Source organism: Streptomyces sp. BR1, from assembly GCF_052373795.1.
GTDB lineage: Bacteria > Actinomycetota > Actinomycetes > Streptomycetales > Streptomycetaceae > Streptomyces.
Map to the genome: position 1 here is coordinate 2,795,040 of NZ_CM126252.1, position 26,565 is coordinate 2,821,604.

18 protein-coding genes and 1 pseudogene are annotated in these 26,565 nt (G+C 71.7%); 6 read left to right on the forward strand and 13 right to left on the reverse strand.

Features of this window, described 5'->3' with window-relative positions; genetic code table 11:
- The first annotated feature begins 118 nt into the window (after positions 1 to 118).
- Entirely contained in the window at positions 119 to 415 is a 297-nt protein-coding gene (locus ACT1U9_RS11880; RefSeq protein ID WP_444538309.1) for a chorismate mutase, read from the forward strand.
- Between the two features lie 879 nt (positions 416 to 1,294).
- Here the strand turns inward: ACT1U9_RS11880 and ACT1U9_RS11885 are convergent.
- The 7 genes from ACT1U9_RS11885 to ACT1U9_RS11915 form a co-directional block, all read right to left on the reverse strand.
- Positions 1,295 to 3,112 (reverse strand): GMC oxidoreductase, encoded by a 1,818-nt coding sequence (locus tag ACT1U9_RS11885; protein WP_444538310.1) that lies wholly within the window; start codon positions 3,110 to 3,112, stop codon positions 1,295 to 1,297.
- A 62-nt stretch (positions 3,113 to 3,174) separates the two neighbouring features.
- Positions 3,175 to 4,791, reverse strand: coding sequence for a succinic semialdehyde dehydrogenase (locus ACT1U9_RS11890; RefSeq protein WP_444538311.1), 1,617 nt, complete (start codon positions 4,789 to 4,791; stop codon positions 3,175 to 3,177).
- 119 nt (positions 4,792 to 4,910) lie between these two features.
- On the reverse strand, positions 4,911 to 6,527 hold the full coding sequence (locus tag ACT1U9_RS11895) for a serine/threonine-protein kinase (protein ID WP_444538312.1): 1,617 nt from the start codon (positions 6,525 to 6,527) through the stop codon (positions 4,911 to 4,913).
- Positions 6,528 to 6,639: 112 nt separating this feature from the next.
- Positions 6,640 to 8,130 (reverse strand): serine/threonine-protein kinase, encoded by a 1,491-nt coding sequence (locus tag ACT1U9_RS11900; RefSeq protein WP_444539078.1) that lies wholly within the window; start codon positions 8,128 to 8,130, stop codon positions 6,640 to 6,642.
- 198 nt (positions 8,131 to 8,328) lie between these two features.
- Positions 8,329 to 9,966: a serine/threonine-protein kinase gene (locus ACT1U9_RS11905; protein ID WP_444539079.1), complete on the reverse strand. Its 1,638-nt coding sequence runs from the start codon at positions 9,964 to 9,966 to the stop codon at positions 8,329 to 8,331.
- A 178-nt stretch (positions 9,967 to 10,144) separates the two neighbouring features.
- On the reverse strand, positions 10,145 to 13,009 hold the full coding sequence (locus tag ACT1U9_RS11910; protein ID WP_444538313.1) for a protein kinase: 2,865 nt from the start codon (positions 13,007 to 13,009) through the stop codon (positions 10,145 to 10,147).
- Positions 13,010 to 13,114: 105 nt separating this feature from the next.
- Positions 13,115 to 15,121: a serine/threonine-protein kinase gene (locus tag ACT1U9_RS11915; protein WP_444538314.1), complete on the reverse strand. Its 2,007-nt coding sequence runs from the start codon at positions 15,119 to 15,121 to the stop codon at positions 13,115 to 13,117.
- 387 nt (positions 15,122 to 15,508) lie between these two features.
- On the opposite strand from ACT1U9_RS11915, the pseudogene ACT1U9_RS11920 reads away from it, so the two are divergent.
- A pseudogene (locus ACT1U9_RS11920) lies at positions 15,509 to 15,667 on the forward strand (serine hydrolase); the annotation flags it as partial.
- A gap of 69 nt (positions 15,668 to 15,736) precedes the next feature.
- Here ACT1U9_RS11920 and ACT1U9_RS11925 read toward each other — a convergent pair.
- Positions 15,737 to 17,443 carry a glycerol-3-phosphate dehydrogenase/oxidase gene (locus ACT1U9_RS11925; RefSeq protein WP_444538315.1) on the reverse strand — a complete coding sequence of 569 codons (1,707 nt, stop codon included), beginning with the start codon at positions 17,441 to 17,443 and terminating at the stop codon, positions 15,737 to 15,739.
- Positions 17,444 to 17,662: 219 nt separating this feature from the next.
- Here ACT1U9_RS11925 and ACT1U9_RS11930 point away from each other — a divergent pair, with 219 nt between their 5' ends.
- Together ACT1U9_RS11930 and ACT1U9_RS11935 are read left to right on the forward strand one after the other, a co-directional pair.
- Positions 17,663 to 18,907, forward strand: a complete 1,245-nt coding sequence (locus ACT1U9_RS11930; RefSeq protein ID WP_444538316.1) for a nucleotide sugar dehydrogenase — start codon at positions 17,663 to 17,665, stop codon at positions 18,905 to 18,907.
- A 147-nt stretch (positions 18,908 to 19,054) separates the two neighbouring features.
- Positions 19,055 to 19,543 carry a hypothetical protein gene (locus tag ACT1U9_RS11935; RefSeq protein ID WP_444538317.1) on the forward strand — a complete coding sequence of 163 codons (489 nt, stop codon included), beginning with the start codon at positions 19,055 to 19,057 and terminating at the stop codon, positions 19,541 to 19,543.
- An 81-nt stretch (positions 19,544 to 19,624) separates the two neighbouring features.
- Here the strand turns inward: ACT1U9_RS11935 and ACT1U9_RS11940 are convergent, their stop codons facing one another.
- The 4 genes from ACT1U9_RS11940 to ACT1U9_RS11955 form a co-directional block, all read right to left on the reverse strand.
- Positions 19,625 to 20,749 (reverse strand): GuaB3 family IMP dehydrogenase-related protein, encoded by a 1,125-nt coding sequence (locus ACT1U9_RS11940; RefSeq protein WP_188276330.1) that lies wholly within the window; start codon positions 20,747 to 20,749, stop codon positions 19,625 to 19,627.
- 130 nt (positions 20,750 to 20,879) lie between these two features.
- Positions 20,880 to 22,385, reverse strand: a complete 1,506-nt coding sequence (gene guaB, locus ACT1U9_RS11945) for an IMP dehydrogenase (RefSeq protein WP_444538318.1) — start codon at positions 22,383 to 22,385, stop codon at positions 20,880 to 20,882.
- 243 nt (positions 22,386 to 22,628) lie between these two features.
- Complete coding sequence (locus tag ACT1U9_RS11950) at positions 22,629 to 23,204, reverse strand: sigma-70 family RNA polymerase sigma factor (RefSeq protein WP_188276332.1); 576 nt, start codon at positions 23,202 to 23,204, stop codon at positions 22,629 to 22,631.
- A gap of 255 nt (positions 23,205 to 23,459) precedes the next feature.
- The gene (locus tag ACT1U9_RS11955; protein WP_003948568.1) at positions 23,460 to 24,071 is read right to left on the reverse strand and encodes a response regulator transcription factor; all 612 of its coding nucleotides are present in this window, start codon (positions 24,069 to 24,071) and stop codon (positions 23,460 to 23,462) included.
- 406 nt (positions 24,072 to 24,477) lie between these two features.
- On the opposite strand from ACT1U9_RS11955, the gene ACT1U9_RS11960 reads away from it, so the two are divergent.
- Entirely contained in the window at positions 24,478 to 24,810 is a 333-nt protein-coding gene (locus ACT1U9_RS11960; protein ID WP_188276333.1) for a WhiB family transcriptional regulator, read from the forward strand.
- 66 nt (positions 24,811 to 24,876) lie between these two features.
- On the opposite strand, the gene ACT1U9_RS11965 is transcribed toward ACT1U9_RS11960, so the two are convergent.
- Positions 24,877 to 25,773 (reverse strand): LysR family transcriptional regulator, encoded by an 897-nt coding sequence (locus tag ACT1U9_RS11965; RefSeq protein ID WP_444538319.1) that lies wholly within the window; start codon positions 25,771 to 25,773, stop codon positions 24,877 to 24,879.
- 80 nt (positions 25,774 to 25,853) lie between these two features.
- Between ACT1U9_RS11965 and ACT1U9_RS11970 the strand changes: the two genes are divergently transcribed.
- The gene (locus ACT1U9_RS11970) at positions 25,854 to 26,534 is read left to right on the forward strand and encodes an MOSC domain-containing protein (RefSeq protein ID WP_444538320.1); all 681 of its coding nucleotides are present in this window, start codon (positions 25,854 to 25,856) and stop codon (positions 26,532 to 26,534) included.
- Positions 26,535 to 26,565: the final 31 nt, after the last annotated feature.

Genomic DNA, 26,565 nt, shown 5'->3' on the forward strand with positions numbered 1-26,565 from the left:
TGAGCAACTGACAAGCGACTTCCCAGGCGCCCCGGGCCGACAAGGCCCGGGGCGCGCTGTCATTTCCGGGCCTTGCCGCTCCGGGGCCGCCGCCCCGAAGACCCAAGGAGACCCACACATGTCCATCACTTCCGTCACGCAGACCGAGAAGACCGGCGCCCGTACCGACGAGGCCGCCGCCGTGATCACCGGCGCCCGGGAGCGCATCGACACGCTCGACGACCGGATCATCGGCCTCATCCAGGAACGGATGGCCGTCTCGGCCGTCATCCAGGAGTCCCGCATCGCCTCCGGCGGGCGCCGGGTGAACCTGAACCGCGAGATGGAGGTCCTGGCCCACTACCGGGACGCGCTGGGCAAGCCCGGCACCGCGCTCGCGATGACGATGCTGGAGCTGTGCCGGGGCCGGATCTGAGCCGGGCCGCAGGCGAGCGGCCGGGGACGAGCCAGATGCGACCGAAGCCGGGAACGGGCCGCATCTGCGTTCGGTCGCATCCTCACCCGTCCGGCGCCGTGACCGCCCCCTGCCCCACTTCGTTTGTCAGGGTGTCCGTGCCAGCCAGGGGCGGGCCCGAAAAAACCACGCGTGGCTCCGCTGGAGCGTGTGACGCACCGTTGGTGCGTCGTGGGACCTCGCCCCAGCGCGCGTGACCGGACGGCAGGGGACAGCAGCCCGGTCACCCCTTAAAGCGGTCGGCTCCGGGGACGCCCGGGGCCGGCCGCATCCGGTCCAAACGGTTGCGCGGTCCGCAGCCCATCCCTCACGATGCAAAGACACGTCCCGTACTGCGCAGAGCGACTGCCAGTGGTCGATACCAGCCGCGCGCCCCCCGCGCGCCGGGTCGGCCACCCGGCGCACACCCCGGCGGCGCCACCCCCCGTCGCCGCCCCGAGGCACCGACGCTGCCCTGACGTCGGTGCTGACGCCAAGGGCCCCGCGGGCCATCCCCAGGAGGATGGCCCGACGCGGGGCCCTTCGCTCTGTCCGGGCAGCGGTCCGCGCTTCTGACCAGGCCCTCTCACGCTCGCGCGCGGAGCTCCCGCCTCTCCGAGAGGTTGCCCCGGGCTACACCTTTGGCGGGATCTCTCCCGTAACTCTTCGAGCGCCCGAAACAGCTGTGACGGGAAGCACATAAGAATTCTGTGAGTCCTGGGACAACCATTGACAGGAGTTGCAGGTCATCCCCTGCGGAACCAATGGCCCCGCATGTTCTGCGGGGCCCGTGGACGAGCGGGGAGCGCTGCACTCGGAGGGGGGTGCAGCGCTCCCCGTCCTCCGTCGGTGGCCGAAGTCCTACGCCTCGTCCGACTTCTTCGGCGGAACCGCCGGCATCCCCAGGAACGGCAGCCGCAGCGCGCCGAACGCGGCTTCCGGGACCGCCGGCGACTTCGGCGCCACCGCCGCGACCCGTACGTACGGCCTGCCCTGGGCCGGGCGCGGGTCGGCCTCGCCCTTGTTCGGCCAGAACGACATCGCCCGCTCGGCCTGCGCCGTGATCGTCAGGGACGGGTTCACGCCCAGGTTCGCCGAGACCGCCGCCCCGTCGACCACCGAGATCCCCGGATGCCCGAAGAGCCGGTGGTACGGGTCGATCACGCCCTCCTCGGCCGACGCGCCGATCGGGCAGCCGCCCAGGAAGTGCGCGGTCAGCGGGGTGCCCATGAGCTCGCCGACGTTCGAGCCCGCGAAACCGTTGATCTCGGCGGCGATCACGGACGCCGCCCGCGAGGCCGCCTCGATCTGCTTCGGGTTGGGCGCGCCATGGCCCTGACGGGCGGTGAGCAGGCCCTTTCCGACGCCGTCCGGCTTCAGATACGTCGTCAGGGAGTTGTCCAGCGACTGCATGACGAGCCCGATGATCGTCCGCTCCGACCAGCGGCGGTTGCTCACCGAGCGCGCCAGGAGCGTCGGGTGCTTCACCGCGTTCGCCAGCCATCCGAGCACCCGCGAGGAGCCCTCCGCGTACGGGACCTGGAGGATCGACAGGCCGCCCATCGCGTTCGAGCCCCGGCCGTAGCGGACCGGCTCGATGTGGGTGTTCTCGTCGGGGTGGACCGAGGACGTGATGGCGACGCCCTTGGTGAAGTCGACCCGCTCCGCGCCGTGCGCCTTCTTGTAGCGGCGGTTGTCGGTCTGCGCGCCGACCAGCGCCTCGGAGTTGGTACGGGTCAGCTCGCCCAACTTCATGGAGATGTACGGGAGTTGGCCGCCCGAGCGCATCCGGTGCAGCAGGGTCTGGGTGCCGTAGGTGCCCGCCGCGATCACCACGCGCCGGGCCGTGAACAGCCGGCCGGGGGACTTCTTGCGGTCGTCGGTGGGCAGCGTGGCGATCGCGTATCCGCCGCGCGAGTCGTCGGTGACCGAGACGACGGTGGTCATCGGGTGCACCACCGCGCCCGCCTTCTCGGCGAGGTAGAGGTAGTTCTCGTTGAGGGTGTTCTTGGCGCCGTGGCGGCAGCCCGTCATGCACTCGCCGCACTCGGTGCACGCCTTGCGCGCGGGGCCCGCCCCACCGAAGTACGGGTCCTCGACCGTCTCGCCGGGCCTGGCCTTCGCCGTACCGTCGGCGTCCTGCCCGTCCCCGAAGAAGACGCCGACCGGCGCCATGTGGAAGGTGTCGCCCACACCCATCCGCTGGGCCGCCGCCTTCAGATGCACGTCGGAGGGGGTCATGGTCGGGTTCAGCCGCACCCCGAGCATCCGCCGTGCCTGGTCGTAGTACGGGCCCAGCTCCTCCTGCCAGTCGGTGATGTCCTTCCACTGCGGGTCGTCGAAGAACTGCTTCGGCGGTACGTACAGGGTGTTCGCGTAGTTCAGCGACCCGCCGCCCACCCCCGCGCCCGCCAGCACCATCACATTGCCCAGCAGATGGATGCGCTGGATGCCGTACATGCCGAGCTTGGGCGCCCACAGGTAGTTCTTGATGTCCCAGGAGTTCTTCGGCAGCGACGCGTGCGTGAAGCGGCGCCCCGCCTCCAGGACGCCGACACGATAGCCCTTCTCGGTCAGCCGCAGCGCCGTCACCGAACCGCCGAAGCCGGAGCCGACGACGAGGACGTCGTAGTCGTACGCCGTGTCGTCCTGGTTCTGGGCAGGGGTCTCCTGGGACATCGGCTCTCCTCGTACGACTTCGGGACGGAACACGTACTACGGGACACGGACTTCGGACGGGCTCAGCGCAGACGGAGCGCCTTCATCGCCTTGAGGCTGCGGCTCATGAACGCGGCGTACTTCTCGTCGTCCATGCCGAAGGACGGCGCCAGCGGGAGGATCCGCTGCTGGGCGACGGTCTGGGCCTCGGTGTACTTGAGGATGCCCTCGGAGCCGTGGCGGCGGCCGAGGCCGGAGTCCTTCATGCCGCCCATCGGTGACTGCACGCTGCCGTACGCGGGGGCGTACCCCTCGTTGATGTTGACCGTGCCCGTGCGCAGCTTCGCGGCGACCTGGTGTCCCCGGCGCGAATCCTTCGTCCAGACCGAGGAGTTGAGACCGTACGGGGTGGCGTTCGCGGCCTCGACGACCTCGTCCTCGTCCGTGAACCGGTAGATCGACACGACCGGGCCGAAGGTCTCCTCGGTGCAGACGGCCATCGGGGCCTCCACGCCGTCGAGGATCGTCGGCTCGTAGAAGAGCGGGCCGATGTCGGGGCGGGCCACACCGCCCGCGACCAGCTTGGCGCCCTTGGCGACGGCCTCCTCGACATGCCGGCTCACCGTCTCCAGCTGGCGCTCGCCCACAAGCGAGCCCATGTCGGCGCCGTACGCGAGGGACGTGCCGAGCCGCATCGCCTTCGTACGGGCGGCGAAGCGCTCCACGAAGTCGTCGGCGATCGACTCGTGGACGTACAGCCGCTCGATGGAGATGCAGAGCTGTCCGGCGGAGGAGAAGCAGGCGCGGACGGCGCCCGCCGCCGCCTTCTCGACGTCGGCGTCGCGCAGCACCAGCATCGCGTTCTTGCCGCCCAACTCCAGCGAGACGCCCACCAGTCGGGCCGCGGCCCCCTGGGCGACCTCGCGGCCGGTGCGGGTGGAGCCGGTGAAGGAGACGTAGTCGGCGTACTTGACGACCTCGGGGCCGACGACCGGGCCCTCGCCGAGCACGACCTGGAACACCTCGGCGGGAAGCCCCGCCTCGATCAGCAGGTCACGGGCCCACAGCGCGGTCAGCGCGGTCTCGGTGTCGGGCTTCATCACCACGGCGTTGCCGGAGACGAACGCGGGCAGCGCATCGCCCACCGACAGCTCGAACGGGTAGTTCCAGGGCGCGATCTGCCCCACCACCCCGCGCGGCTGGCGCAGTTCGGTGACCTTGGTGAGGGTCGGCACGACACCGGTGTGGCGCTTGGGGCGCAGATACGCGGGCGCCTTGCGGCCGTAGTGACGCGCGGCCACGGCGACGGCCTGGACTTCTTCGTGCGCGTGCAGGCGCGCCTTGCCGGTCTCCAGCTGGATGAGGTCGAGGACCTCGGCCTGACGCGCGAGGACCAGGTCGTGGAAGCGCAGCAGGACGGCGGCGCGCTCGCGGGGCGAGGTCGCGGCCCAGGCGGGCTGTGCGGCGCGGGCGCGGGCGAACGCCTCGGCGACGTCCTCGGGCGTGGACTCGGGCAGGTCCGCCAGCTTCTCGCCGGTGAACGGCGTGTGGTTCGCCGTCCGGCCGGAGCCGATCACACCCCGGGTGAGGCGGGCGACCACCTCGGGGGTGACCACATCGGCGGCGGTGCGGGCGCCCGCGGGAGCCGCGGCGACCGGGTTCGTACGGGTGCTGGAGGGCGTGGCCTGCGAGTCCGTCATGGGAGGGAGCGTATGCCCGGCGCAACCGTTTGGGTACCCGCCGGTAATACCTTTGTCGCACCCTCACAAACACGCCAGTAATCACTGGCCACATAACCGCTGATCAGGCCCTGTTTCCCTCAGAGACCATGAATTTTCAGACCGTCGACGACTTGGCCGAACAGCTTCTCGCCGTCCTTCGACGCCTTGCCCGCGGCCGGCATCCTGACCCGCAGCTGCCAGTAGACCGAGCCGCTTTTGGGGATCAGCAGCTCGTGGAAGCGGAAGTGCAACGGGTCGGGGTCGCTCGCCGAGGTCGCGTACGGGACGAAGTCGGTGACCACCTCGGACGCCTTCTTGCCCTGGTGGGTGGTGTCCTTGACGGTGACGACGGCATTGCGCATCTCGGTGGTCCCGGCGCCGCCGTGCTCGTAATGCGACTTCCAGGAAGCTCCGGTGGGGCCGGGGTCGTCCGTCCTGCCGTTGGTGTCGGTCTTCCAGACGTCGATCTCGAAGACCCCGCTGGGGTCGTAGTACCAGACCGCGTCGCCCTTGTCGGACTGCTTGCGCTTGTACTCCTCGGGCACGGCGATGTCCGCGTTCAGGACCTCGTTCTCGGGCCGCACCTGCCAGCCGGAGGGCAGTCCTCCGCCACCGAACGGGTCGGTGAGGAGCAGGGTCACCGCCACCACCACCGCGAGCAGCCCGCCCCCGAGGCCGTAGCGGGCGCGCTTGCTCCCGGCGAGGACCGGCGGGACCCAGGCGCGGGCGCCGGTGACGTGACCGGCCGCTGTGCCGGTCAGCAGCCGGGTCGCGGCGACGGCGGCGGGCGCCGGGTTCGCGACCGACTCCAGGATCCGGCGGATCTCGGCCGGGGCGGGCCGCGCCGCCGGGTCCTTGCGCAGCAGCTGCATCACCAGCGTGCCGAAGGCGCCCGAGCCCCGGGCCGGCATCTGCGGCTCGGCCGACAGGACCGCCTGGAGGGTGGCCGGGGTGTTGCTGCGCCGGTACGGGGACATGCCCTCGACCGCCGCGTACAGGACGACGCCGAGCGACCAGAGGTCCGACTCCGGCCCCGGCCGCTGGCCCAACACCCGCTCCGGGGCGATGAATTCGGGAGAGCCGACGAACGCGCCGGTCTCGGTGAGCCCTTCCTCGCCCTCGACCTGCGCGATGCCGAAGTCGGTGAGCACCACCCGCTCGCCGCGCCCGAGCAGGACGTTGGCGGGCTTCACATCGCGGTGCAGGACGCCCGCCTCGTGGGCCGCGGTGAGCGCGCCGAGGACGGCGAGCCCGATCCTCGCGGCCTCGCGTACGTCGAGGGTGCCCTCCTGGAGCCGGTCGGCGAGCGAGTGGCCGCGCACCAGCTCCATCACGATCCACGGCTTGTCGTCCTCGACGACCACGTCGTGCATGGTGACGACGCTGGGGTGGTCGATCCGGGCCGCCGCCCGCGCCTCGCGCTGCATCCGCAGATGGACGGTGGCCCGCTCGCGCTCGCCCAAGTGATCCGGTACGCGCGGCTCCTTGACGGCGACGTCACGGTCGACCACCTCGTCGTGCGCACGCCAGACCGTGCCCATGCCGCCGTGACCGAGGCGGTCGACGAGCCGGTAGCGCCCGCCGAGGACCCGCCCGGCCCCGGCCTCGCCCTGCGTGGCCTCGCTCCGCGTGGGCTCGTACGCGTCCGGTGCGGGCTGGGGCGGCTGAAGACCGTAGCTGGTGGGCTCGTCGGCCCGTCCCCCGTCGTTCGTCATGCGCACATCCTGTCGAACAGGAGTGGCCCTTGCCACAGAGGGGGTTCAGCGGATGCAGAGCCGTGACGTGACAAGGGCCGCGCGGAGACGTGCCCCGGTCGGGCGCACCCGGTCAGGCCGACGGCGTGAACGAGTCGAGCGCGGTGTCGAAGTGCCGCTTGGCCTCGTCGCGCCGCCCTATCGGCGCCGAGACCCACACGTCGTACATCTTGCCGCTCTCGTCCCAGGACTCGTCGTACGTGTGCCGGGGCCCCTCGGCCGCGCTGAAGCCGTCCCAGCTGAACTCCCAGAGCGCCGCGTCATGGCCCTGGTGGGTGGTGGCGACGACCTTGCCCTCGCGGTAACCGGGGTTGGTGCTCGGCCCGTTGGCGTCGGCGAGCCGCATCACGCCGAGCGGCCCGCCGGAGACGGAGTTCTGCAGCCGGATGCCCAGCCGGAAGGCGCCGTCCGGTGAGACGTAGAAGACCCGCCGGTCGTCGGTGGTACGCGTGAAGCCCGCCGGGACCGTGAGGCTGAAGCCGTCCGGGTCGCGGACCGTGCGGTACCCGGCGGGCGCGGTGCCGGCCGGGGCGGGCTCGGACGCGGTGACCGTCACCGTGGCGCCCGCCGGTCCGGGGCGCAGCGAGGCGGCCGAGGACGCGGTGACCGTCGCCGTGGTCCCGCCGCCGGTGGCCGCCTGTGCCTTGCCGCCGCCCTGCCCGCTGTCGTCGCTGCTCAGCAGGACGGCGGTGGCCGCGCCCGCACCGGCGAGGACGACGACCGCGGCCGCCGCGGCCAGTGCGGTCCTGCCACGCTTCGGCCCAGGCGCCGGGCCGGTCACCGCCACGCGCTCGGTCGGCGTGTATGTGCGGGGGATGACGGGGGTGGAGCCGGTCGCCACGTACGCCCGCAGAAGTTCCGTGGCCTCCGGCGCACCCAGCCTGCGTACCGGGTCCCGGTCGAGCAGCCCGTGGACGACCGGGAGCAGCGGGGCTGCGGCAGCGGGTGGGCGGATCTCGTCGGTGACCACGGCGTGCAGCACACCGCCCAACGAGTCGCGGTGGAAGGGCGATTCGCCGCTCAGGGCGGCGCACAGGAGCGCGCCGAGCGACCACAGATCGGACTCGGGCCCGGCCGCCGCGCCCTGCATCCGCTCCGGCGCGGTGTACTCGGGCGAGCCGACGAACGCGCCCTCCTCGCTGATCGTGGTGGTGCCCGGCAGCTGCGCGATCCCGAAGTCGGTGAGCACCACCCGGCCGGTGCCCTCTTCGAGAAGGACGTTGGCGGGCTTGAGGTCGCGGTGGAGCACGCCCTGGCGGTGCGCGGTGCTCAGCGCGCCGAGCAGCGCGATGCCCATCCGGGCCGCCTCGGCCACGTCGATGGGCCCCCGCAGCCGCAGCCGGTCGGCGAGCGAACCGCCCTCGACCAGCTCCATCACGATGTACGAGCGCCCGTCCTGCTCGACGACGTCGTGGACGACGATGACGTGCGGGTGCTTGATCTGCGCCACGGCCCGCGCCTCGCGCAGCGCGGCCATCGCGGGGCCGCCGCCGTCGGGGTGCAGCTCCTTGACCGCGACCTGGCGGCCGAGCAGTTGGTCCTGGGCGCGCCACACAGTGCCCATGCCGCCCCGGCCGAGCCGGGCCGTCGGCCGGTAGCGCCCGGCGATCAGGCGCTCGTCGGCCGGACCACCACGCGGATCACTGGGTGCGGACACCGCGTCTTCCCCCTGTTGCTCGTCCTGGGCCCATCATGCCGCACGGGCCCGCGCCCGAGCAGGGCGTGAGGTCACGGGACGGCCGCAACGGGAGTGGATTGGCCGTCAGTTGAGCGGCGGCGGCTGCCAGCCGCGCAGCACGGTGTCGAACTGCTCGCGAGTGGTCGCCCAGTCGGTCTCCGGACCCGACATGTACACCGCGTACTCGGTGCCGCCGCCGTCCGAGAAGTACATCTGGTCGATCGCGTGCCGCTTGCCCGGGAAGCCCTTCTTCTCCACATAGGTGAACTCCCAGAGCGAGGAGTTCACCTGGTCCCGGAAGGTGTTGGAGTGCAGCGTGATCCGCTGGTACTTGGGCAGCCGCTTCTCCAGCGCCTTCTCCAGGTTCAGCTGGTGCATGTACGGGTTCTCGAAGTCCGGCTTGCCCACGCTGATCCGGATGTAGTGGCGGCCGTCGTCCGGCGTGTAGTCGACCTCCTTGCCGTCCATCTGGCGCCGCCAGCCCTCGGGCACGAAGAGGGTGAACCCGGCCGGGTCCTTCACCCGCTGCCATCCGTCGGGCACGGACGCGTCGCCCTGCTTGGTCGGCTTGTCCTTGCCCTTGTCCTTGTCCTTGTCCGGGGACTTGCTGGCCGTGCCGGTCGTGGTGGTGCCCGTGCCGGTGTCGGCGCCCCTGTCTCGGTACTTGAGCACGGCGAGGCCGACCCCGCCGCCGACGACGGCCGCGAGCGCGACCACCAGGGCGACGGTCCGCCAGCGCCGCTTGCCCGCCGGGCGCGCGGGCGCGACGACGGGCGCGGGCACCACGGCCTCCGGTGCGGGCACGGGCGCGGGTGTGCGGACCGTACCGGAGCCGCCGGCAGGGCCGTTGGCCGCGTGCAGTTCGGCCTCGGAGACCTGCCGGGTCGGCACGTACTCGTGCGCGGCCTTGGGCTCGCGCCCCTCCATCGCCTCCAGGAACATCCGCTCGGCCTCTTCGGCCGAGGGGCGGTCCTCGGGGTCCTTGCGCAGCAGGGCGGTGATGACCGGGGCGAGCGCTCCCGCGTAGGTGGCGGGCGGGGGCTCCTCGTTCACCACGGCCTGCATGGTGGAGATGGGCGAGGAGCGGCGGAAGGGCGACTCGCCCTGGACTGCGGTGTAGAGCGTGGCGCCGAGCGACCAGAGGTCGGAGGCGGGACCCGGCTGTCCTCCTCGTACCCGCTCGGGTGCCAGATAGTCGATCGAGCCGACGAGTTCACCGGTTCGGGTGATCGTGGAGTCGCCCTCGATGGCGGCGATGCCGAAGTCGGTGAGCAGCACGCGCGCGTCGCGGGCGAGCAGGACGTTGCCGGGCTTGACGTCGCGGTGCAGCACCCCGGCCGCGTGCGCGGCGCGCAGCGCGCCGAGAACGTGCAGACCTATGCGGGCGGCCTCGCGGGCGTCTATTCGCCCGGTCTCGGCGGCCTTGACGGCGTCGGCGAGCGAGGGCCCGTCGACGTACTGCATCACGATCCAGGGGCGGTTGTCGTGGTCGAGCACATCGTGGACGGTGACCACGCCGGGGTGCGTGATGCGCGCGGCGGCCCGCGCCTCCTTCTGCGTCCGCGCGTGCAGCACGACGCGGTCGGCCTCCGCCACGTACAGCGCGGCGGTCAGCTCCTTGACGGCCACCGTCCGGTGCAGGACCTCGTCGTGGGCCCGCCAGACCTTGCCCATGCCACCGCGGCCGATGGTGTCGCCCAGACGGTAGCGCCCGGCCAGCAGCAGCCCCGCCGCCACCGCTTCCGCGCCCTTGCCGCTCTTGCTCTGGTTCTGTTCCACGTCCCCCGCCCGGCCGGTTCTTAAGGGGCAAGGTTACGGAGCGGATTCCGGCCAGGGAACCTCGGGGGCACCTTGCGCCGAACCGACTGCGAAGTATGTGTCTGAGGCAACCTATGAACCGTCAACGAGTGGCGCTGTAGGCGGCCGTGGCCTGCGTATAGATCTCCGTCACCTTGTCCCGCTGCGGCTCCGGACCGATGACCTGGATGAGGTGATACCGGCCATTGAGAATCATGACCTGATTGCGCACGTAAACGGTCCGGCCGGTGCTGTCACGCCAGGTGAACTGCCCCTCGGCGGTCACTTTTCGGCCAATGTCGACGCGTCTCAGCCCGGCCACGGTGGCCCAGGCCGAGTCCCGAAACGGTTGTAGCTCGCGCTCCTTGTCGCGCTGGTACGCGAGCGGGTCGTCACCCATGCTCTTGACGCTGTCCCGGCCGGGCACGACGATCAGCGTGAAGTCCCCACCGACATAACGGACTTGTCCGGCGTCGTTGATGGGCTGCCGCTCGAAGGACGGATCGACGGCGGTGCGGAACCCCTCGGGGTCCGTGCGGATCACGTACCCCTTGGCGGGCGGCTGGCCGCCGGGCGCGGTGGTCTGGGTCTGGGGGCTGGAGGGCGAACCGGTGCGCTCGGTGGTGCCGGTGCCGGGGGTCGGCGTGGTGCGCGGCGCGCTCTTTCCGGCGGGCGACCCACCGCCGTTGTCCGTCGCGTCCTTGGAACCGGACTTGGGCATGAAGAACACGGCGTACGCGAGGGCCGCGACCAGGAGCAGCAGGACGAGCAGGACGAGGGTGCGGCCGAGGGAGCGGGGCGTGTTCTCCCGCTCCGGCGCACGCGTGCGTTCCCGCTTCGGCGTACGAGGCGTACGGGGTTCGGCCCGCAGGGAGACGCCGGGCTCGCTGAACTCCTCGTGTCTGCTCAGCCGCTCCGGCCTGCGGGGCTTGGGCCGGCGCTCCTGCCGGTGGCGGCCGTGCTCACCGGATGCCGCGCGGCGGCGCCGCACCAACTCGCCGCGCCGCCGCAGGATCGGCAGCCGGGTGGCATCGGGCGAGGGCAGCGGGACGACATGGGTGCCCGCGTCCGGCTCGGGCGCGGAGCGGACGATCGAGCGCAGCCAGCCGCGCAGCTCCTCGAAGTCCGGCCGCTCGGTGGGGTCCTGGCGCAGCAGCGACTCGACGACCGGCCGCAGCGGTCCGCACTCCTCGGCGAACGCGGGCGGCTCGCCGCACACCATCTGTACCAGTTCGACCGCGTTCTCCTCCGGGTACGGCGCGTGCCCCTGCACCGCCCGGAACAGCAGCGCGCCCAGTGCCCACAGGTCGGTCGCGGGCCCGATCGGCGGCGCGAGCCGCCAGTTCTCGTGTATCGGCCCGGCCTGCTCGGGTGCCCAGCGCTCGGTGACACCCCCCACGACAGCGATCCGCGTCTGCCGCGCCCGCTCGGCCGCGAGGCGCGTGGTGGGCCCGCGGTACCCGTTCCCGTGCGGCTGCGGCACCACGGCTCCCCAGCCGCCCGCACCGCTCTCCCGCGCGGCAACGCCCGCACTGGCATGTGTCTGCCGCTGCGCGTCGGCCCGCAACGCGTCCGCCCCGGCCCCGGTGGCATGCGGCAACGCGGGCAGTGGCACGGCGGAGGGCGGGGGGCCGGTGGTGGCGGGGGGTGCGGGGGCCACGGGGTGGGGTGCGCTGGCGGAGGTGGGTGCGCCCGGCGGGCGGGAGAGTTCCGGACGCGGGATCCAGCGGCCCGTCACCGGGTCGTACGCCCGCCGGGTCCGCCCGGAGTCCGGGCCCTCCTCGACGGCGTAGGGGCTCGCGGACGCGGTGGTGTGGCCGGTGGTCGGGCCGGTGGCCGGGGTCGCGTCGGGTCCGGTGGCAGGCGTACGCGGTACGCGCGTCCCGCTCACCGGGTCGTACATGTCCCGCTCGATGACCTCGGCGGTCCCGATGCCGGCGGTCCCGGTGTCGGTGGCGGGGGCGTCGCGCCAGACCCCCTCCAACTCGGCCTGCGGGGGCGCCGGACGCTGCATGGGGAGCGCCCCGTCGTCCCCCACGCGCGCGGCGGCCCGCGCCCCGGCGCGGTACGCGGCGATGGCTCCTGCGCGCGTTCCGGCGGCGGTGGAGGTGCCGGGACGGGGCACGAGGGCCTGCCCCTGCGCCATGTGTCCGTCGGCCGCTGGCACGTCACCGTCCGGACCATCACCGTCAGGCCCCGCCGGGGACCAACCCGCGGGCAGCGCGGGCGCCCTGGTGGACGGAAGGGAGGCGGGCCGGGCGGCCGGAGCCGTCGGTGCGGGCGGCCTGAAGGGGGCGTGGGGGTCGATGACATCAGCCCCGTCGGTCACTTCCGTGTGGGGCGCGTCCACCGCCCCGAACTCGTCGTCCCCACCCTCGAACGCCGCCGGCACCACCGCGTAACCGCACAGCGCTTCCTCCGCCGCGCCGACCGCGAGACCGGTCAGCATCACGCGGCCGTCATCGCATATCAACACGGTCCGGGCCGTGATGTTGCGGTGCGTCCAGCCGTGCGCGTGCAGCACCCGCAGCGCGGTCAGCACATCGGAGGCGACCTCCGCCGCACGGTAGGGCGCCATCGGCCGCTCGGCGAGCAGCGCGGCCAGCGGCCGGGCCATGACGAGTTCGCTGACGATCCACAGCGAACCGTCCTCGGCGAACACATCGAAGACCTGGTCGAGCCGGGGATGGTCGGGGATCCGCGCGGCCGCCTGGGCCGCCTCGATCGCGCGCCGCAGAAAAGGATCGGCCGGGCGTCGCTGTGCCCCGCCGCCGAACCCGCCCCCGTACCGCCCGTCCGCGCCCTGCACCTCGGCGTCGACGACCTCCGGCAACGGCACCCGCCGCACCAGGACTTCCTGTCCGCTGTAGGTGTCGAACGCCCGGGTCTCGACCAGTTCGTACTCGTCCGAAGGCGGCAGCGGCAGCCGATAGCGGTCGGCGAGCACCCGACCCGCATACTCGTCCACGACGCCTCCCCAGAGCGCGCTGTCCCCCGAACCCGTCAATTCCGGTCGATTACCGGCCCATTGTGGCTGCGTACGGTCCGCGAGCTCTCACGATACGTGGCCTGCTCAGTCCTTGGGGCTGAACGTGTCGAACGCCGTCTTGCGCAGCGTCGCACACGGCTCGGCGTCCCACTCGGCCGCCTTGCAGGTGATCATGATCGCGTAGCCGTGCGACCCGTCGGCCTTGAAGCCACGGTTGAGCACCCGTACGTGCTGGCCGCTCTGATCCCGCTCGAACGTCCAGTCGGCCACCGTGGGGTAGCCCTTGTACGACACGGACTGTATGCGGACCAGCTTGTAGTTGCTGCTGCTCCCCGCGACCGCGCCGGCGAGCTCCAGCCAGGCCCGCTTGGCGTCGTCGCTCGGGCTGTTGTTGAAGTCGACCTGGACGCGCGGGAAGCCGCCGTTGGCGCTGTATATGCCGCCCGAGTTCTCCCCGGCTGTGCCGGTGCGGTGGAATCCGGCGGGCATGGCCATGGAGAAGTGGAAGTCGGCGTCGGTGACCATGGTGTAGCCGTTGGGCAGCCCGGCCGTGTTGCCGTTCCCGTTCCCGGGCCCCGTGCCAGGGGTCGCGGGCGAACCGGAGGTCTTGCCACCGTTCTGCCCGTCAGTCTGCCCCGCGGGTTGCGCCTGGCCCTGACCGTTGCCCTGGCCCTGCGCCTGACCGTTGCCGGTCTTGCCGTTGCCGTTCTTGTCGCCACCCGCCGTGGCCCCGCTGGACGCGGCCTTGTCGCTCTTGCCGCCCTTGCCGGTCTTGGCCTTGTCGTCACCGCCGCCGCTCAGCGCTATCGCGAGCACCGTGCCGAGCACGGCCAGGGCCGCGACGACCGCGATGATGACGAGCGTGCGGCGCGGCACCACATCGGTGAGCGGCGCCCGCACCGGCGCGGGCGGCCCGGACTGCGCCGGGGGCGCGACCGGCGCCGACCCCATGGACGCGGCCGCCCCGCCAAGGGACTTGGCGGCACTCTTGCCGACCGCCCGGTCCTTCGCCTTCTCCTTGGCGGTGGTCTGCGCCGCCACCGCCGCGTTCCGTACGGACTTGAGCGCGCCCCGCATCCGGTCGGCGGCCGCGTCGGCCACCTCCTTCGCCTTCGCGCCCGTCTCGCCCTTGGGCTCGCCGGGCACGGGCGGCAGCGCGACGACCCGCGTCACCTCGGACGACACCGGCTCCGGCGCGGGCTCCGGCTTCTCCGGGGCGTGGATGACCTCGGTGAGCAGCGCACGCGCCGCCGCGTTGTCGAGCCGCTGCTCGGGGTCCTTGGCGAGCAGCCCGTAAATGACCTTCTCCAGCAGCGGTCCCGCGTTCTGCGGCGGGTCCACCGGCTCGGTCATGACCGCGGTCAGCGTCGCTATCGCCGAACCCTTGTCGTACGGCGGGACGCCCTCCACGCTCGCGTAGAGCAGACCGCCCAGCGACCAGAGGTCGGCGGCCGGACCGGGCTTGTGGCCACGCGCGCGCTCCGGCGAGATGTACGAGGGCGCGCCGACGAGCATGCCGGTCGAGGTGATGGACGGGTCGCCCTCGACCTGCGCGATACCGAAGTCGGTGAGCACGACCCGGCCGTCCTCGGCGATCAGCACGTTGGACGGCTTCACATCGCGGTGCAGGATGCCCTCGCGGTGCGCGGAGCGCAGCACGTCGAGGATGGCGAGCCCGACCTCGGCGGCCCGGCGCGGCGTCAGCAGCCCGTCCTCGCGCACCGCTTCGGCGAGCGACTTGCCCTCGACGAGCTCCATGACGATCCACGGCCGGTCGTCCTCGTCCACTACGTCGTAGACCGTCACCGCGCTGGTGTTGCGGATCCGGGCGATCGCCTTGGCCTCGCGCAGGGTGCGCGTGATGAGCCGACGCTTCTCCTCGTCGTCGATGCTGCTGGGAAAACGCAGCTCCTTGACGGCGACGGTACGGCCCAGCGTCTCGTCGACGGCACGCCAGACCGTGCCCATGCCGCCACGGCCGAGCACATCCCCGAGCCGGTACCGATCGGCCAGGAGCCTGCCCTCGGCCTTACGGCCGGGCTCCTTCCGCTCGTCCCGCTGGGGCTCCCGCGACTGCTCCGCCTCCGACATGCGTCCCCTCTGCGATCCCTGATCCGCGCCCGCACCGACCGCGTCCCGGCCGACGGCTCCCCGCAACTTGCCTCGTGAGGCGGCCCGGTTCACCGCTTTGTCCTGCTTCTCCTGCCGGGGGTCCGGGGGTTGGCCCCCGGGGGAGCGGCACCCGCCCTGGCAGAGCGACCATTGTCTCTCACGCCGGGACCAATGATTGTCCCGGGTCCGCCGTCCGCCAAGATGGCTCCTGGAAGGGGGACGACCGCGATGCCGACACTCCGGACACTGCTCGCCATACCCCCGGCCGGCTCGCTCCGCGGCCCGGGCACCCTGTGCCCGCCCAGCCCCGCGTAGCACCCGGACCACACGGACCCGCAGGTCACGGCGCTCACCTGACCGGTCACCGAGAGCAGGCTGAAGCTCGACGACACCGTGGAACAGCATCTGCCGGGCCTGATACGCGGCCATGGAAACGACGGCCGCCACCTCACCCTGCGCTCCTTGCTCTCCCACACCAGCGGTCTGTTCAACTACACGGCGGAGACCCCGGTTCCGGTTCCGGTTCCACTCAGCCTGCTCGACACCGAGTTCTGCCCGACGCCCACCCCGTAGCCCCCAACTGGGCCCGTCGTCCTACAGCGGCACGATGTCCGGCGCCCCCAGCCGCGCCGCGTCCGCCGTCAGGTCGTCCGGCTGACGCTGCGACTCGCGTTCGGCCTGCACCCTCTTCTCGTAGTGCTCCACCTCCTTCTCGATGTGCTCCTTGTCCCAGCCGAGGACCGGCGCCATCAGCTCGGCGCACTCCCGGGCCGACCGCGTGCCCCGGTCGAACGTCTCGATCGAGATCCGGGTGCGCCGGGTCAGCACGTCGTCGAGGTGACGGGCGCCCTCGTGCGACGCGGCGTAGACGATCTCGGCCCGCAGATAGTCCTCGGCCGCGCTCAGCGGCTCCCCCAGCGACGGATCGGCCACGATCAGCTCGATCAGGTCCTCGGTGAGCGAGCCGTACCGGTTCAACAGGTGCTCCACGCGCACCACATGGAGCCCGGTCCGCGCGGCGATCCTCGCCCGCGCGTTCCACAGCGCCCGGTACCCCTCCGCGCCGAGCAGCGGCACGTCCTCGGTGACGCAGGCCGCGACCCGCTGGTCCAGGCCGTGCACCGCCTCGTCCACCGCGTCCTTCGCCATCACCCGGTACGTCGTGTACTTGCCGCCCGCGATCACCACGAGCCCGGGCACCGGATGCGCCACGGTGTGCTCGCGCGAGAGCTTGCTGGTGGCGTCCGACTCACCGGCCAGCAGCGGGCGCAGGCCCGCGTAGACGCCCTGCACATCGTCCCGGGTCAGCGGGACGGCGAGGACCGAATTGACGTGTTCCAGCAGGTAGTCGATGTCCGCGCTGGAGGCCGCCGGATGCGCCTTGTCCAGGTCCCAGTCGGTGTCGGTGGTGCCGACGATCCAGTGCCTGCCCCACGGGATCACGAAGAGCACCGACTTCTCGGTCCGCAGGATGAGCCCGGTCGTGGAGTGGATCCGGTCCTTGGGCACCACCAGATGGATGCCCTTGGAGGCCCGGACGTGGAACTGGCCGCGCTCGCCGACCATCGCCTGGGTGTCGTCCGTCCACACACCTGTCGCGTTGACGATCTGTTTGGCGTGGATCTCGTACTCCCCGCCTCCCTCCACATCGCGCACCCGTGCCCCGACGACCCGCTCGCCCTCGCGCAGAAACCCGGTCACCCGGGCCCGGTTGGCCGCGTGTGCGCCGTAACTCGCGGCCGTGCGGACCAAGGTGGCCACATACCGCGCGTCGTCCATCTGCGCGTCGTAGTACTGCAGGGCCCCGACCAGCGCTTCCTTCTTCAGACAGGGCGCGACCCGCAGGGCGCTGCGGCGGGACAGATGCCGGTGGACCGGCAGGCCCCGGCCGTGGCCGGACGAGATCGACATCGCGTCGTACAACGCAACGCCCGATCCCGCGTACAGCCGCTCCCAGCCCTTGTGCTGGAGCGGATAGAGGAACGGCACCGGCTTGACCAGGTGCGGGGCCAGCCGTTCGAGGAGCAGCCCGCGCTCCTTCAGCGCTTCTCTCACCAGCGCGAAGTCCAGCATCTCCAGATACCGCAGCCCGCCGTGGATCAGCTTGCTCGACCGGCTGGAGGTGCCCGACGCCCAGTCCCGCGCCTCCACGAGCCCGGTGGACAGGCCGCGGGTCGCGGCGTCCAGCGCGGTGCCCGCGCCGACCACCCCGGCGCCGACGACCAGCACGTCGAGCTCGCGCTCGGCCATCGCGGCGAGCGCCTCGGCACGCTGCACCGGTCCCAGTGTCGCTGTCCTCACGGATGCCTCCCGTTGCTCTGGGTGGTCTGGCTCACAACCTCGATTCTGGACGCGACCACCGACATCGGCCACCGCCTGTGGACAACACTCGGACGGCCACGGGCCCGCAATGCCGCATAACGGTCATATTTACTCTTAGTCTGACATTGCGTAACGCCCATTCTGTCCACAGGGCTTGCGCACCTTGTCCCCTCCGGTTATGGGAAGGACGGTCATCGCATGCCCGCAGACCTCGCCGTCATCGGACTCGGCCACCTCGGCCTGCCGCTCGCCCAGGCCGCGGCCGCCGCGGGCATCGACACCGTCGGCCACGACACCGACCCGCACGTCCTCGCCGAACTCCGCGCCGGGCGCCCCCCGGTCGACGGCTGCCTCACCGCCGCCGAGCTGCGCCGGATGCTCGCGGGGGGCTTCCGTACCGCCGCGGGTCCCGCCGAGCTCGGCCGGGTGCGCACCGCCGTGATCTGCGCGCCCACCCCGCTCGGCGCCGACCGCGCCCTGGACCTCACCGCCGTCGCCGACGCGGCCCGCACGCTGGCCGCGCGGCTGCGCCCGCACACCACGGTCATCCTGGAGTCGGCCGTCCACCCCGGCACCACCGAGGACTTCCTGCGCCCGCTGCTCGAAGCGGGCTCGGGGCTGCGGGCCGGCCGCGACTTCCACCTCGCCTACTCCCCCAGCCGCATCGACCCCGGCAACCGCACCCACGGCTACGCCACCACGCCCAAGGTCATCGGCGGCCTCACCCCCGCCTGCACCGAGTCCGCCGCCGCGTTCTACGGCCGCCTCAGCGACAAGGTCGTCCGTGCGCGCGGTACCCGCGAGGCGGAGATGGCCAAGCTCCTGGAGACCAACTACCGGCAGGTGAACATCGCGCTGGTCAACGAGATGGCCGTGCTCTGCCACGACATGGGCGTCGACCTGTGGGACGTCATCCGGTGCGCCGAGACCAAGCCGTTCGGCTTCCAGGCGTTCCGCCCCGGCCCGGGCGTGGGCGGCCACGGCATCCCGCTCGACCCGACGCCGCTGCCGTACACCGGGCTGCGGATGGTCGGGCTCGCCCGGGAGATCAACGCGCATATGCCGCAGTACGTCATCCAGCGCTCCACCACGCTCCTGAACGAGCACGGCAAGTCCGCCCGGGGCGCGCGCGTACTGCTCCTCGGGACCACGTACAAGCCCGATCTCGCCGATCTGGAGGGCTCCCCGGCCGCCGAGATCGCGGGGCGGCTGATGGATCTGGGGGCGTCGGTGAGCTACCACGACCCGTATGTGCCGGACTGGCGCGTGCGCGACCAGCCCGTGCCGCGCGTGGACTCGCTCTACGAAGCGGCCGCCCACGCCGACCTCACGGTGCTGCTCCAGCACCACCGCACGTACGACCTCCAGGGTCTCGCGGTCAAGGCCCAGCTGCTCCTCGACACCCGGGGCGTCACGCCGGGGGGCGCGGCCCACCGGCTGTAGAGCGGCCGTCGAAATCCCCGTGGCGCCCCGCCCACGCACTGTTACTCTTCGGGTCGCTCAAACGCACAGCCGTTCCCATTTCCATGTGCTCTTCCACGCGCGCGTCCGTGGTGCGCGCGCTTCCTTGACCTCGGGGGGATCCGAAAAATGAGCCAGAACTTTCCACCGCCGCCGCAGCAGCAGCAGCAGCCGGGCTTCCCGGGCTTCGTCCCGGCCCCGCCGCCCGCCCCGGTCCGCGACAACCTCGCGGGCGGTCTGGTCGCCGCGTTCGTGGCCGCCGTCGTCTGCGCGGGCGTATACGGCGGGATCCTCGGCGCCACCAAGCACGAGATCGGCTACGCGGCCGTCGGCGTCGGGTTCGTCGTGGGGTGGGCGGCGGGCAAGGTCGGCGGGCGCAACCCCGCCCTGCCGGTGCTGAGCGCGGTCCTGGCCCTCGGCTCCGTCTACGCGGGCCAGATGTTCGGCGAGGCGATCGTCGCCTCCAAGGTGCTCCACACCGACGCCACGGACCTGCTGATCAACCACCTGAGCGGGGTGAACGAGCTCTGGAAGGCCGACGCCGACCCGCTGACGTTCCTGTTCTTCGGCATCGCCGCGGCCGCCGCCTTCACCGGCTCCAAGAAGGGCGCCGCGTAACCCCCGGCACACGTGAAAGGGCCCGGACCATCCGATGGTCCGGGCCCTTTCACATACGTACTACGTACGTGTGAGTCGACGTCAGCGCTTGTGCTGCGCGTCCGCGACCGTCACCTCGACGCGCTGGAACTCCTTGAGCTCGCTGTAGCCGGTGGTGGCCATCGAGCGGCGCAGGGCGCCGAAGAAGTTCATCGAGCCGTCCGGGATGTGCGACGGACCGGTGAGGATCTCCTCGGTGGTGCCGACGATGCCCAGGTCGACCAGCTTGCCGCGCGGCACGTCCTCGTGGACGGCCTCCATGCCCCAGTGGTGGCCCTTGCCGGGCGCGTCCGTGGCACGGGCCAGCGGGGAGCCCATCATCACGGCGTCCGCGCCGCAGGCGATCGCCTTCGGCAGGTCGCCGGACCAGCCGACGCCGCCGTCCGCGATGACGTGCACGTAGCGGCCGCCGGACTCGTCCATGTAGTCGCGGCGCGCCGCGGCCACGTCCGCGACGGCGGTGGCCATCGGGACCTGGATGCCCAGGACGTTGCGGGTGGTGTGCGCGGCGCCGCCGCCGAAGCCCACCAGGACACCGGCCGCGCCGGTGCGCATCAGGTGCAGGGCCGCGGTGTACGTGGCGCAGCCGCCGACGATCACCGGGACGTCCAGCTCGTAGATGAACTGCTTGAGGTTGAGCGGCTCGGCCGCGCCCGAGACATGCTCGGCCGAGACCGTGGTACCGCGGATGACGAAGATATCGACGCCCGCGTCCACGACGGCCTTCGAGAACTGGGCCGTGCGCTGCGGCGAGAGGGCGGCCGCGGTGACCACACCGGAGTCGCGCACCTCCTTGATGCGCTGCCCGATCAGCTCTTCCTTGATCGGGGCCGCGTAGATCTCCTGGAGGCGGCGGGTCGCGGTGTCCTCGTCCAGCTCGTCGATCTCGTCGAGCAGCGGCTGCGGGTCCTCGTAACGGGTCCACAGGCCCTCAAGGTTCAGCACGCCCAGACCGCCGAGCTCACCGATGCGGATCGCGGTCTGCGGCGACACGACGGAGTCCATCGGGGCGGCCAGGAACGGCAGCTCGAACCGGTAGGCGTCGATCTGCCAGGCGATCGAGACCTCCTTCGGGTCCCGGGTGCGCCGGCTCGGGACGATGGCGATGTCGTCGAACGCGTACGCCCTGCGGCCGCGCTTGCCGCGCCCGATCTCGATCTCAGTCACGTTGTGTGGGCCTTTCCCTCTACGTCTGCGGTCCCAGTATCCCCGACATGTGTGTCCCCGACATACGGGCGAGGGGCGGTCCCCTGTACGGGACCGCCCCTCGGCGACGCCTACGCGCGCGTGGTCGTCGTCAGCGCTTGGTGTAGTTCGGCGCCTCGACCGTCATCTGGATGTCGTGCGGGTGGCTCTCTTTGAGGCCCGCCGAGGTGATCCGGACGAACCGGCCGTTGGTCTGAAGCTCCGGGACGGTGCGGCCGCCGACGTAGAACATCGACTGACGCAGGCCACCGACCAGCTGGTGGACGACCGCGGAGAGCGGGCCTCGGTAGGGCACCTGGCCCTCGATGCCCTCGGGGACCAGCTTCTCGTCGGAGGCGACGCCCTCCTGGAAGTAGCGGTCCTTGGAGAAGGACTTCTGCTCGCCGCGGGACTGCATCGCGCCCAGCGAGCCCATGCCGCGGTACGACTTGAACTGCTTGCCGTTGATGAACATCAGCTCGCCCGGGGACTCCTCGCAGCCCGCGAGCAGCGAGCCGAGCATCACCGTGTCGGCGCCCGCGACCAGGGCCTTGGCGATGTCGCCGGAGTACTGCAGGCCGCCGTCGCCGATGACCGGGACGCCCGCGGCCTTGGCGGCGAGCGAGGCCTCGTAGATCGCGGTGACCTGCGGGACGCCGATGCCGGCGACGACACGCGTCGTACAGATGGAGCCGGGGCCGACGCCGACCTTGATGCCGTCGACGCCCGCGTCGATCAGCGCCTGGGCGCCGTCGCGGGTGGCGATGTTGCCGCCGATGACGTCGACGCCCGCCGCGTTCGACTTGATCTTGGCGACCATGTCGCCGACCAGCCGGGAGTGGCCGTGCGCGGTGTCGACGACGATGAAGTCGACGCCCGCCTCGATGAGCGCCTGGGCGCGCTCGTAGGCGTCGCCGGCGACACCCACGGCCGCGCCGACGATCAGCCGGCCGTCCTTGTCCTTGGCGGCGTTCGGGTACTGCTCGGCCTTCACGAAGTCCTTGACCGTGATGAGGCCCTTGAGGATGCCGTTGTCGTCGACGAGCGGCAGCTTCTCGATCTTGTGGCGGCGCAGCAGCTCCATGGCGTCCACGCCGGAGATGCCGACCTTGCCGGTGACCAGCGGCATCGGGGTCATGACCTCGCGCACCTGGCGCGAGCGGTCCGACTCGAAGGCCATGTCGCGGTTGGTGACGATGCCGAGCAGCTTGCCCGCCGGGTCGGTGACCGGGACGCCGCTGATGCGGAACTTGGCGCACAGCTCGTCGGCCTCGCCCAGCGTCGCGTCCGGGTGGACCGTGATCGGGTCGCTCACCATGCCGGACTCGGAGCGCTTCACCAGGTCGACCTGGTTGGCCTGGTCCTCGATCGAGAGGTTGCGGTGCAGGACACCGGCGCCACCCTGACGGGCCATGGCGATCGCCATGCGCGCCTCGGTGACCTTGTCCATCGCCGCCGACAGCAGCGGGACGTTCACCTTCACGTTCTTCGAGAGGTACGAGGAAGTGTCGATCTGGTCGGGCGCCATGTCGGACGCGCCCGGCAGCAGCAGCACGTCGTCGTACGTCAGCCCGAGCATCGCGAATTTGTCGGGCACTCCGTCGACGTTTGCAGTCATGACACCTTCCCCATGGCCTTGATCGGTGCGGATGTCCATGCTAACGGGCTGGCGCGGTGTCTCATTCCATGAACAAGATCAACCGAATTCTTTGTACGTTCACACGTACGTGCGCAACGGCTACGCGCGCGTGGAGTGCCGTACAGCGAAGTACGGCCACGCGCGCGTAGGGCGGCGTACGGCCAGACGCGTGAAGCGCGGTCGAAGACGCAACCGAAACGTGACGTGAGCGCGCGTCAGGGACTACTGCTCGGCGAGCGCGCGCAGTCGGCTGAGCGCGCGGTGCTGGGCGACCCGGACCGCGCCCGGCGACATCCCCAGCATCTGCCCGGTCTCCTCGGCCGTCAGCCCGACCGCGACCCGCAGCACCAGCAGTTCGCGCTGGTTCTCCGGCAGGTTGGCGAGCAGCTTCTTGGCCCACTCGGCGTCGCTGCTGAGCAGCGCACGCTCCTCGGGGCCCAGGGAGTCGTCCGGCCGCTCCGGCATCTCGTCGGAGGGCACCGCCGTCGAGCCCGGGTGGCGCATCGCGGCCCGCTGGAGGTCGGCGACCTTGTGCGAGGCGATGGCGAACACGAAGGCCTCGAAGGGCCGTCCGGTGTCCCGGTAGCGCGGCAGCGCCATCAGCACGGCGACACAGACCTCCTGCGCGAGGTCCTCCACGAAGTGGCGCGCGTCACCCGGCAGACGGTTCAGCCGGGTGCGGCAGTAGCGCAGCGCGAGCGGGTGGACATGCGCCAGCAGGTCGTGCGTGGCCTGCTCGTCGCCATCGACGGCACGGTGAACGAGCGCACCGATCACCGTTGTCTCGTCGTCGCGCATCGGTCCATGGTGCCCCGGCGTCGCAGACTCCGTGGCACCGCGTCCATAGTTGTGCACCGAAGCGTTATGAGCAGGTGCGCCGGAAGTCATCTCCTGCGCCCTCCCCTCCCGCTCGACCGACTCGTCCCCGAGGAACTCCACACCTTCAAGGATGCGGCATCGCGCGCGAAGCGTCACACGCCGCTCCACGGAGCGGGGGGACGGACCCGTCCGTCGACGACGGACGGGGATCCGGCCGGCCCCGCCGCGACCAGGTCAGCGCACCAGGCCCCAGCGGAATCCGAGCGCCACCGCGTGCGCCCGGTCGGAGGCGCCGAGTTTCTTGAACAGCCGCCTGGCGTGGGTCTTCACGGTGTCCTCGGAGAGGAACAGCTCGCGCCCGATCTCCGCGTTGGACCGGCCGTGGCTCATGCCTTCGAGGACCTGGATCTCGCGCGCGGTGAGCGTGGGCGCGGCCCCCATCTCGGCCGAGCGCAGTCTGCGCGGGGCGAGCCGCCAGGTCGGGTCGGCGAGCGCCTGTGTGACGGTCGCCCGCAGCTCCGCGCGCGAGGCGTCCTTGTGCAGATATCCGCGGGCCCCGGCGGCTACCGCGAGCGCCACACCGTCCAGGTCCTCGGCGACCGTCAGCATGATGATGCGGGCGCCCGGATCGGCGGAGAGCAGCCGCCGGACCGTCTCCACACCGCCCAGACCGGGCATGCGTACGTCCATCAGAATCAGGTCCGAGCGGTCGGCGCCCCAGCGGCGGAGGACTTCCTCGCCGTTGGCCGCAGTCGTCACACGCTCTACACCCGGCACGGTCGCGACCGCGCGGCGGAGCGCCTCTCGGGCAAGCGGGGAGTCGTCGCAGACGAGGACGGATGTCATGGCCGTCCTCCGCAGCTGATGCGCGTCACCTTGAGCCTCCAGGCTGGTTACGTATCGTCACCTGTGCGATTGACGCCCTCGGACACCTGCCCGAGCGCTTCTTCTTTCAACCGCTCCGCACTCTCAACGACGGTCACTCGAAAGAGTTACGGGTCGGACGGGCGCCTTCGGCACTCTACGTGAGGAACCGTGTGCGCCGGGCGCGCATCGCGGGTCACCCGTCGTTCGCTTGGAGGTATGCCCCATTTAGCGGCTTTTCTTCCCTTTTTCTGGTGTCTGTGGCTAGATTCGCAATGAGTCATATTTACATCTACTTACACCGTAGATGTACGTTCGTCGGTACACCCCGTTGATCCGGGGTACCCGGCCCATCCGCCTCAGGCACGGCTTCAAGGGGACATGAGCAATGGCAGATTTCTCCCGCCTTCCCGGACCGAACGCCGATCTGTGGGACTGGCAGCTCCTCGCCGCATGCCGCGGGGTCGACAGCTCCCTCTTCTTCCACCCGGAGGGCGAACGCGGCGCGGCCAGGAGTGCGCGCGAGAACTCGGCGAAAGAGGTGTGCATGCGCTGTCCGGTGCGCGCCCAGTGCGCGGCCCACGCCCTCGCGGTACGCGAGCCCTACGGCGTGTGGGGCGGGCTCACGGAGGACGAGCGCGAAGAGCTGATGGGCCGCGCCCGCAACCGGCTGGTGACCGCCGCGGCCACCGGCGGGGCGGGCGACGGGGGTCACGGCTAGCACCACGCACGCCGAGTTTCGCAGAAACGTTCCTGCGCCGGATGGCGCAGTCCGGAGGGCTGCCGGTCAGTTGCGGGCGGCTGCTCCGGCCAGCTGGTCCAGGGTGGCCGCGACGGCCGGTACCCGGGCCAGGTCGGGCAGGGTGAGCGCGACGATCTCGCGCTCCACGGCCGGCTCGACCGCGACCGTACGGGCACCCTTGGGGCGTACCGACGCGATGGCCAGCTCCGGCAGCACCGCGACGCCGAGCCCCGCCCCGACAAGCCCGATCACCGCCGGGTAGTCGTCGGTGGCGAAATCGATGCGCGGGGTGAAGCCGGACTCCTCGCAGACCTCGACCAGTTGGCGCCGGCAGCGCGGGCAGCCCGCGATCCACGGCTCGTCGGCGAGGTCGCGGATGTCGACCGTGCCGCTCTCGGCCAGCCGGTGGCGCTCGGGGACGAGCCCGACCAGACGGTCGATGAGCAGCGGCCGGACGACCAGGTCGTCCCACTCCTCCGCGGTCGCCTTCCCGTACCGGAAGGCGAGCGCGATGTCGCAGTCGCCCTCGCGCAGCATCTCCACCGACCGCGGCGGCTCGGCCTCGACGAGCGACACGCGCGTGCCGGGGTGCGCGGCGCGCAGGGCGGCAAGCGCGCTCGGGACGAGCGTGGAGGAGCCGCTGGGGAACGAGACCAGGCGCACCCGGCCGGCCCGCAGGCCCGCGATGGCGGCGACCTCCTCCTCTGCGGCCGTCAGCCCGGCGAGGATGCCGGAGGCGTGCCGCACCAGCACCTCGCCCGCCTGGGTGAGCCGTGTCTCGCGGCCGGTGCGCACGAGCAGCGGGGTGCCCGCCGAGGACTCCAGGGCCTTCATCTGCTGGCTGACGGCGGGCTGGGTGCAGCCCAGCTGGCGGGCGGCCGCCGAGAAGGAGCCGGTGGTGGCGACGGCGCGCAGAACGCGGAGATGACGGGCCTCGATCACCCTTCGAGCATAAGGGATGCTTGGAGATCGTGTGGAATATTGGATGGCTGCTTTGAGACAGTCGCGTTAGCGTTCTCCTCATGAAGCTTCTGTCAGTGAATCTGGGCCGCGCCACGGCCGTCGACTACACCGATGCCGAGGGCGGCCTCACCGGCATCGGCAAGCGCCCGGTGGACGGTCCCGTACGGATCTTCCGGCCCGGTCTCAGGGGCGTGGGCGCCAGCGGTGTGGCGGGCGACGACGTCTGCGACAAGCGCCACCACGGCGGCGACCACCAGGCTGTCTACGCCTACGCGCGCGAGGATCTCGACACCTGGGGACGGGAGTTGGGCCGCGAACTGCCCGGCGGCATCTTCGGCGAGAACTTCACCACGTACGGCGTGGACGTCAGCGACGCCCGGATAGGCGAGCGCTGGCGGGTCGGCCCGGACGTGCTCCTTGAGGTCTCCTGCGCGCGCATTCCGTGCCGTACGTTCGCGGGCGCCCTGGGCGAGCAGGGCTGGGTCAAGCGGTTCACGCAGGCCGCGGTGCCCGGTGCGTATCTGCGGGTGATCGAGGAGGGCGAGGTCCAGGCGGGCGACGCGATCGAGGTGGTCCACCGGCCCGAGCACGAGGTGTCGGTGGCGTTCTGGTTCCGCGCGTTCACGACCGAGCGGGAGCTGCTGCCGCGCACCCTGGCGGCCGGTGACGCGATGCCGCCGGAGCGCCACGAGACTGTCCGCAGGTACTTGGAGCAGCAGGGCGCCCGGCAGGCTTCCTGACCCGACGAGCACCGGGCGGGCGCCGGACGAG

What these genes read in the sequence shown, in the direction of transcription:
- guaB (WP_444538318.1), bottom strand. Translation starts at nt 22,385, where the DNA reads ATGACTGCAAACGTCGACGGAGTGCCCGACAAATTCGCGATGCTCGGG.
- ACT1U9_RS11955 (WP_003948568.1), bottom strand. Translation starts at nt 24,071, where the DNA reads ATGACATCCGTCCTCGTCTGCGACGACTCCCCGCTTGCCCGAGAGGCG.
- ACT1U9_RS11950 (WP_188276332.1), bottom strand. Translation starts at nt 23,204, where the DNA reads ATGCGCGACGACGAGACAACGGTGATCGGTGCGCTCGTTCACCGTGCC.
- ACT1U9_RS11900 (WP_444539078.1), bottom strand. Translation starts at nt 8,130, where the DNA reads ATGGGCACTGTGTGGCGCGCCCAGGACCAACTGCTCGGCCGCCAGGTC.
- ACT1U9_RS11880 (WP_444538309.1), top strand. Translation starts at nt 119, where the DNA reads ATGTCCATCACTTCCGTCACGCAGACCGAGAAGACCGGCGCCCGTACC.
- ACT1U9_RS11960 (WP_188276333.1), top strand. Translation starts at nt 24,478, where the DNA reads ATGGCAGATTTCTCCCGCCTTCCCGGACCGAACGCCGATCTGTGGGAC.
- ACT1U9_RS11970 (WP_444538320.1), top strand. Translation starts at nt 25,854, where the DNA reads ATGAAGCTTCTGTCAGTGAATCTGGGCCGCGCCACGGCCGTCGACTAC.
- ACT1U9_RS11890 (WP_444538311.1), bottom strand. Translation starts at nt 4,791, where the DNA reads ATGACGGACTCGCAGGCCACGCCCTCCAGCACCCGTACGAACCCGGTC.
- ACT1U9_RS11895 (WP_444538312.1), bottom strand. Translation starts at nt 6,527, where the DNA reads ATGACGAACGACGGGGGACGGGCCGACGAGCCCACCAGCTACGGTCTT.
- ACT1U9_RS11935 (WP_444538317.1), top strand. Translation starts at nt 19,055, where the DNA reads ATGAGCCAGAACTTTCCACCGCCGCCGCAGCAGCAGCAGCAGCCGGGC.
- ACT1U9_RS11915 (WP_444538314.1), bottom strand. Translation starts at nt 15,121, where the DNA reads ATGTCGGAGGCGGAGCAGTCGCGGGAGCCCCAGCGGGACGAGCGGAAG.
- ACT1U9_RS11885 (WP_444538310.1), bottom strand. Translation starts at nt 3,112, where the DNA reads ATGTCCCAGGAGACCCCTGCCCAGAACCAGGACGACACGGCGTACGAC.
- ACT1U9_RS11930 (WP_444538316.1), top strand. Translation starts at nt 17,663, where the DNA reads ATGCCCGCAGACCTCGCCGTCATCGGACTCGGCCACCTCGGCCTGCCG.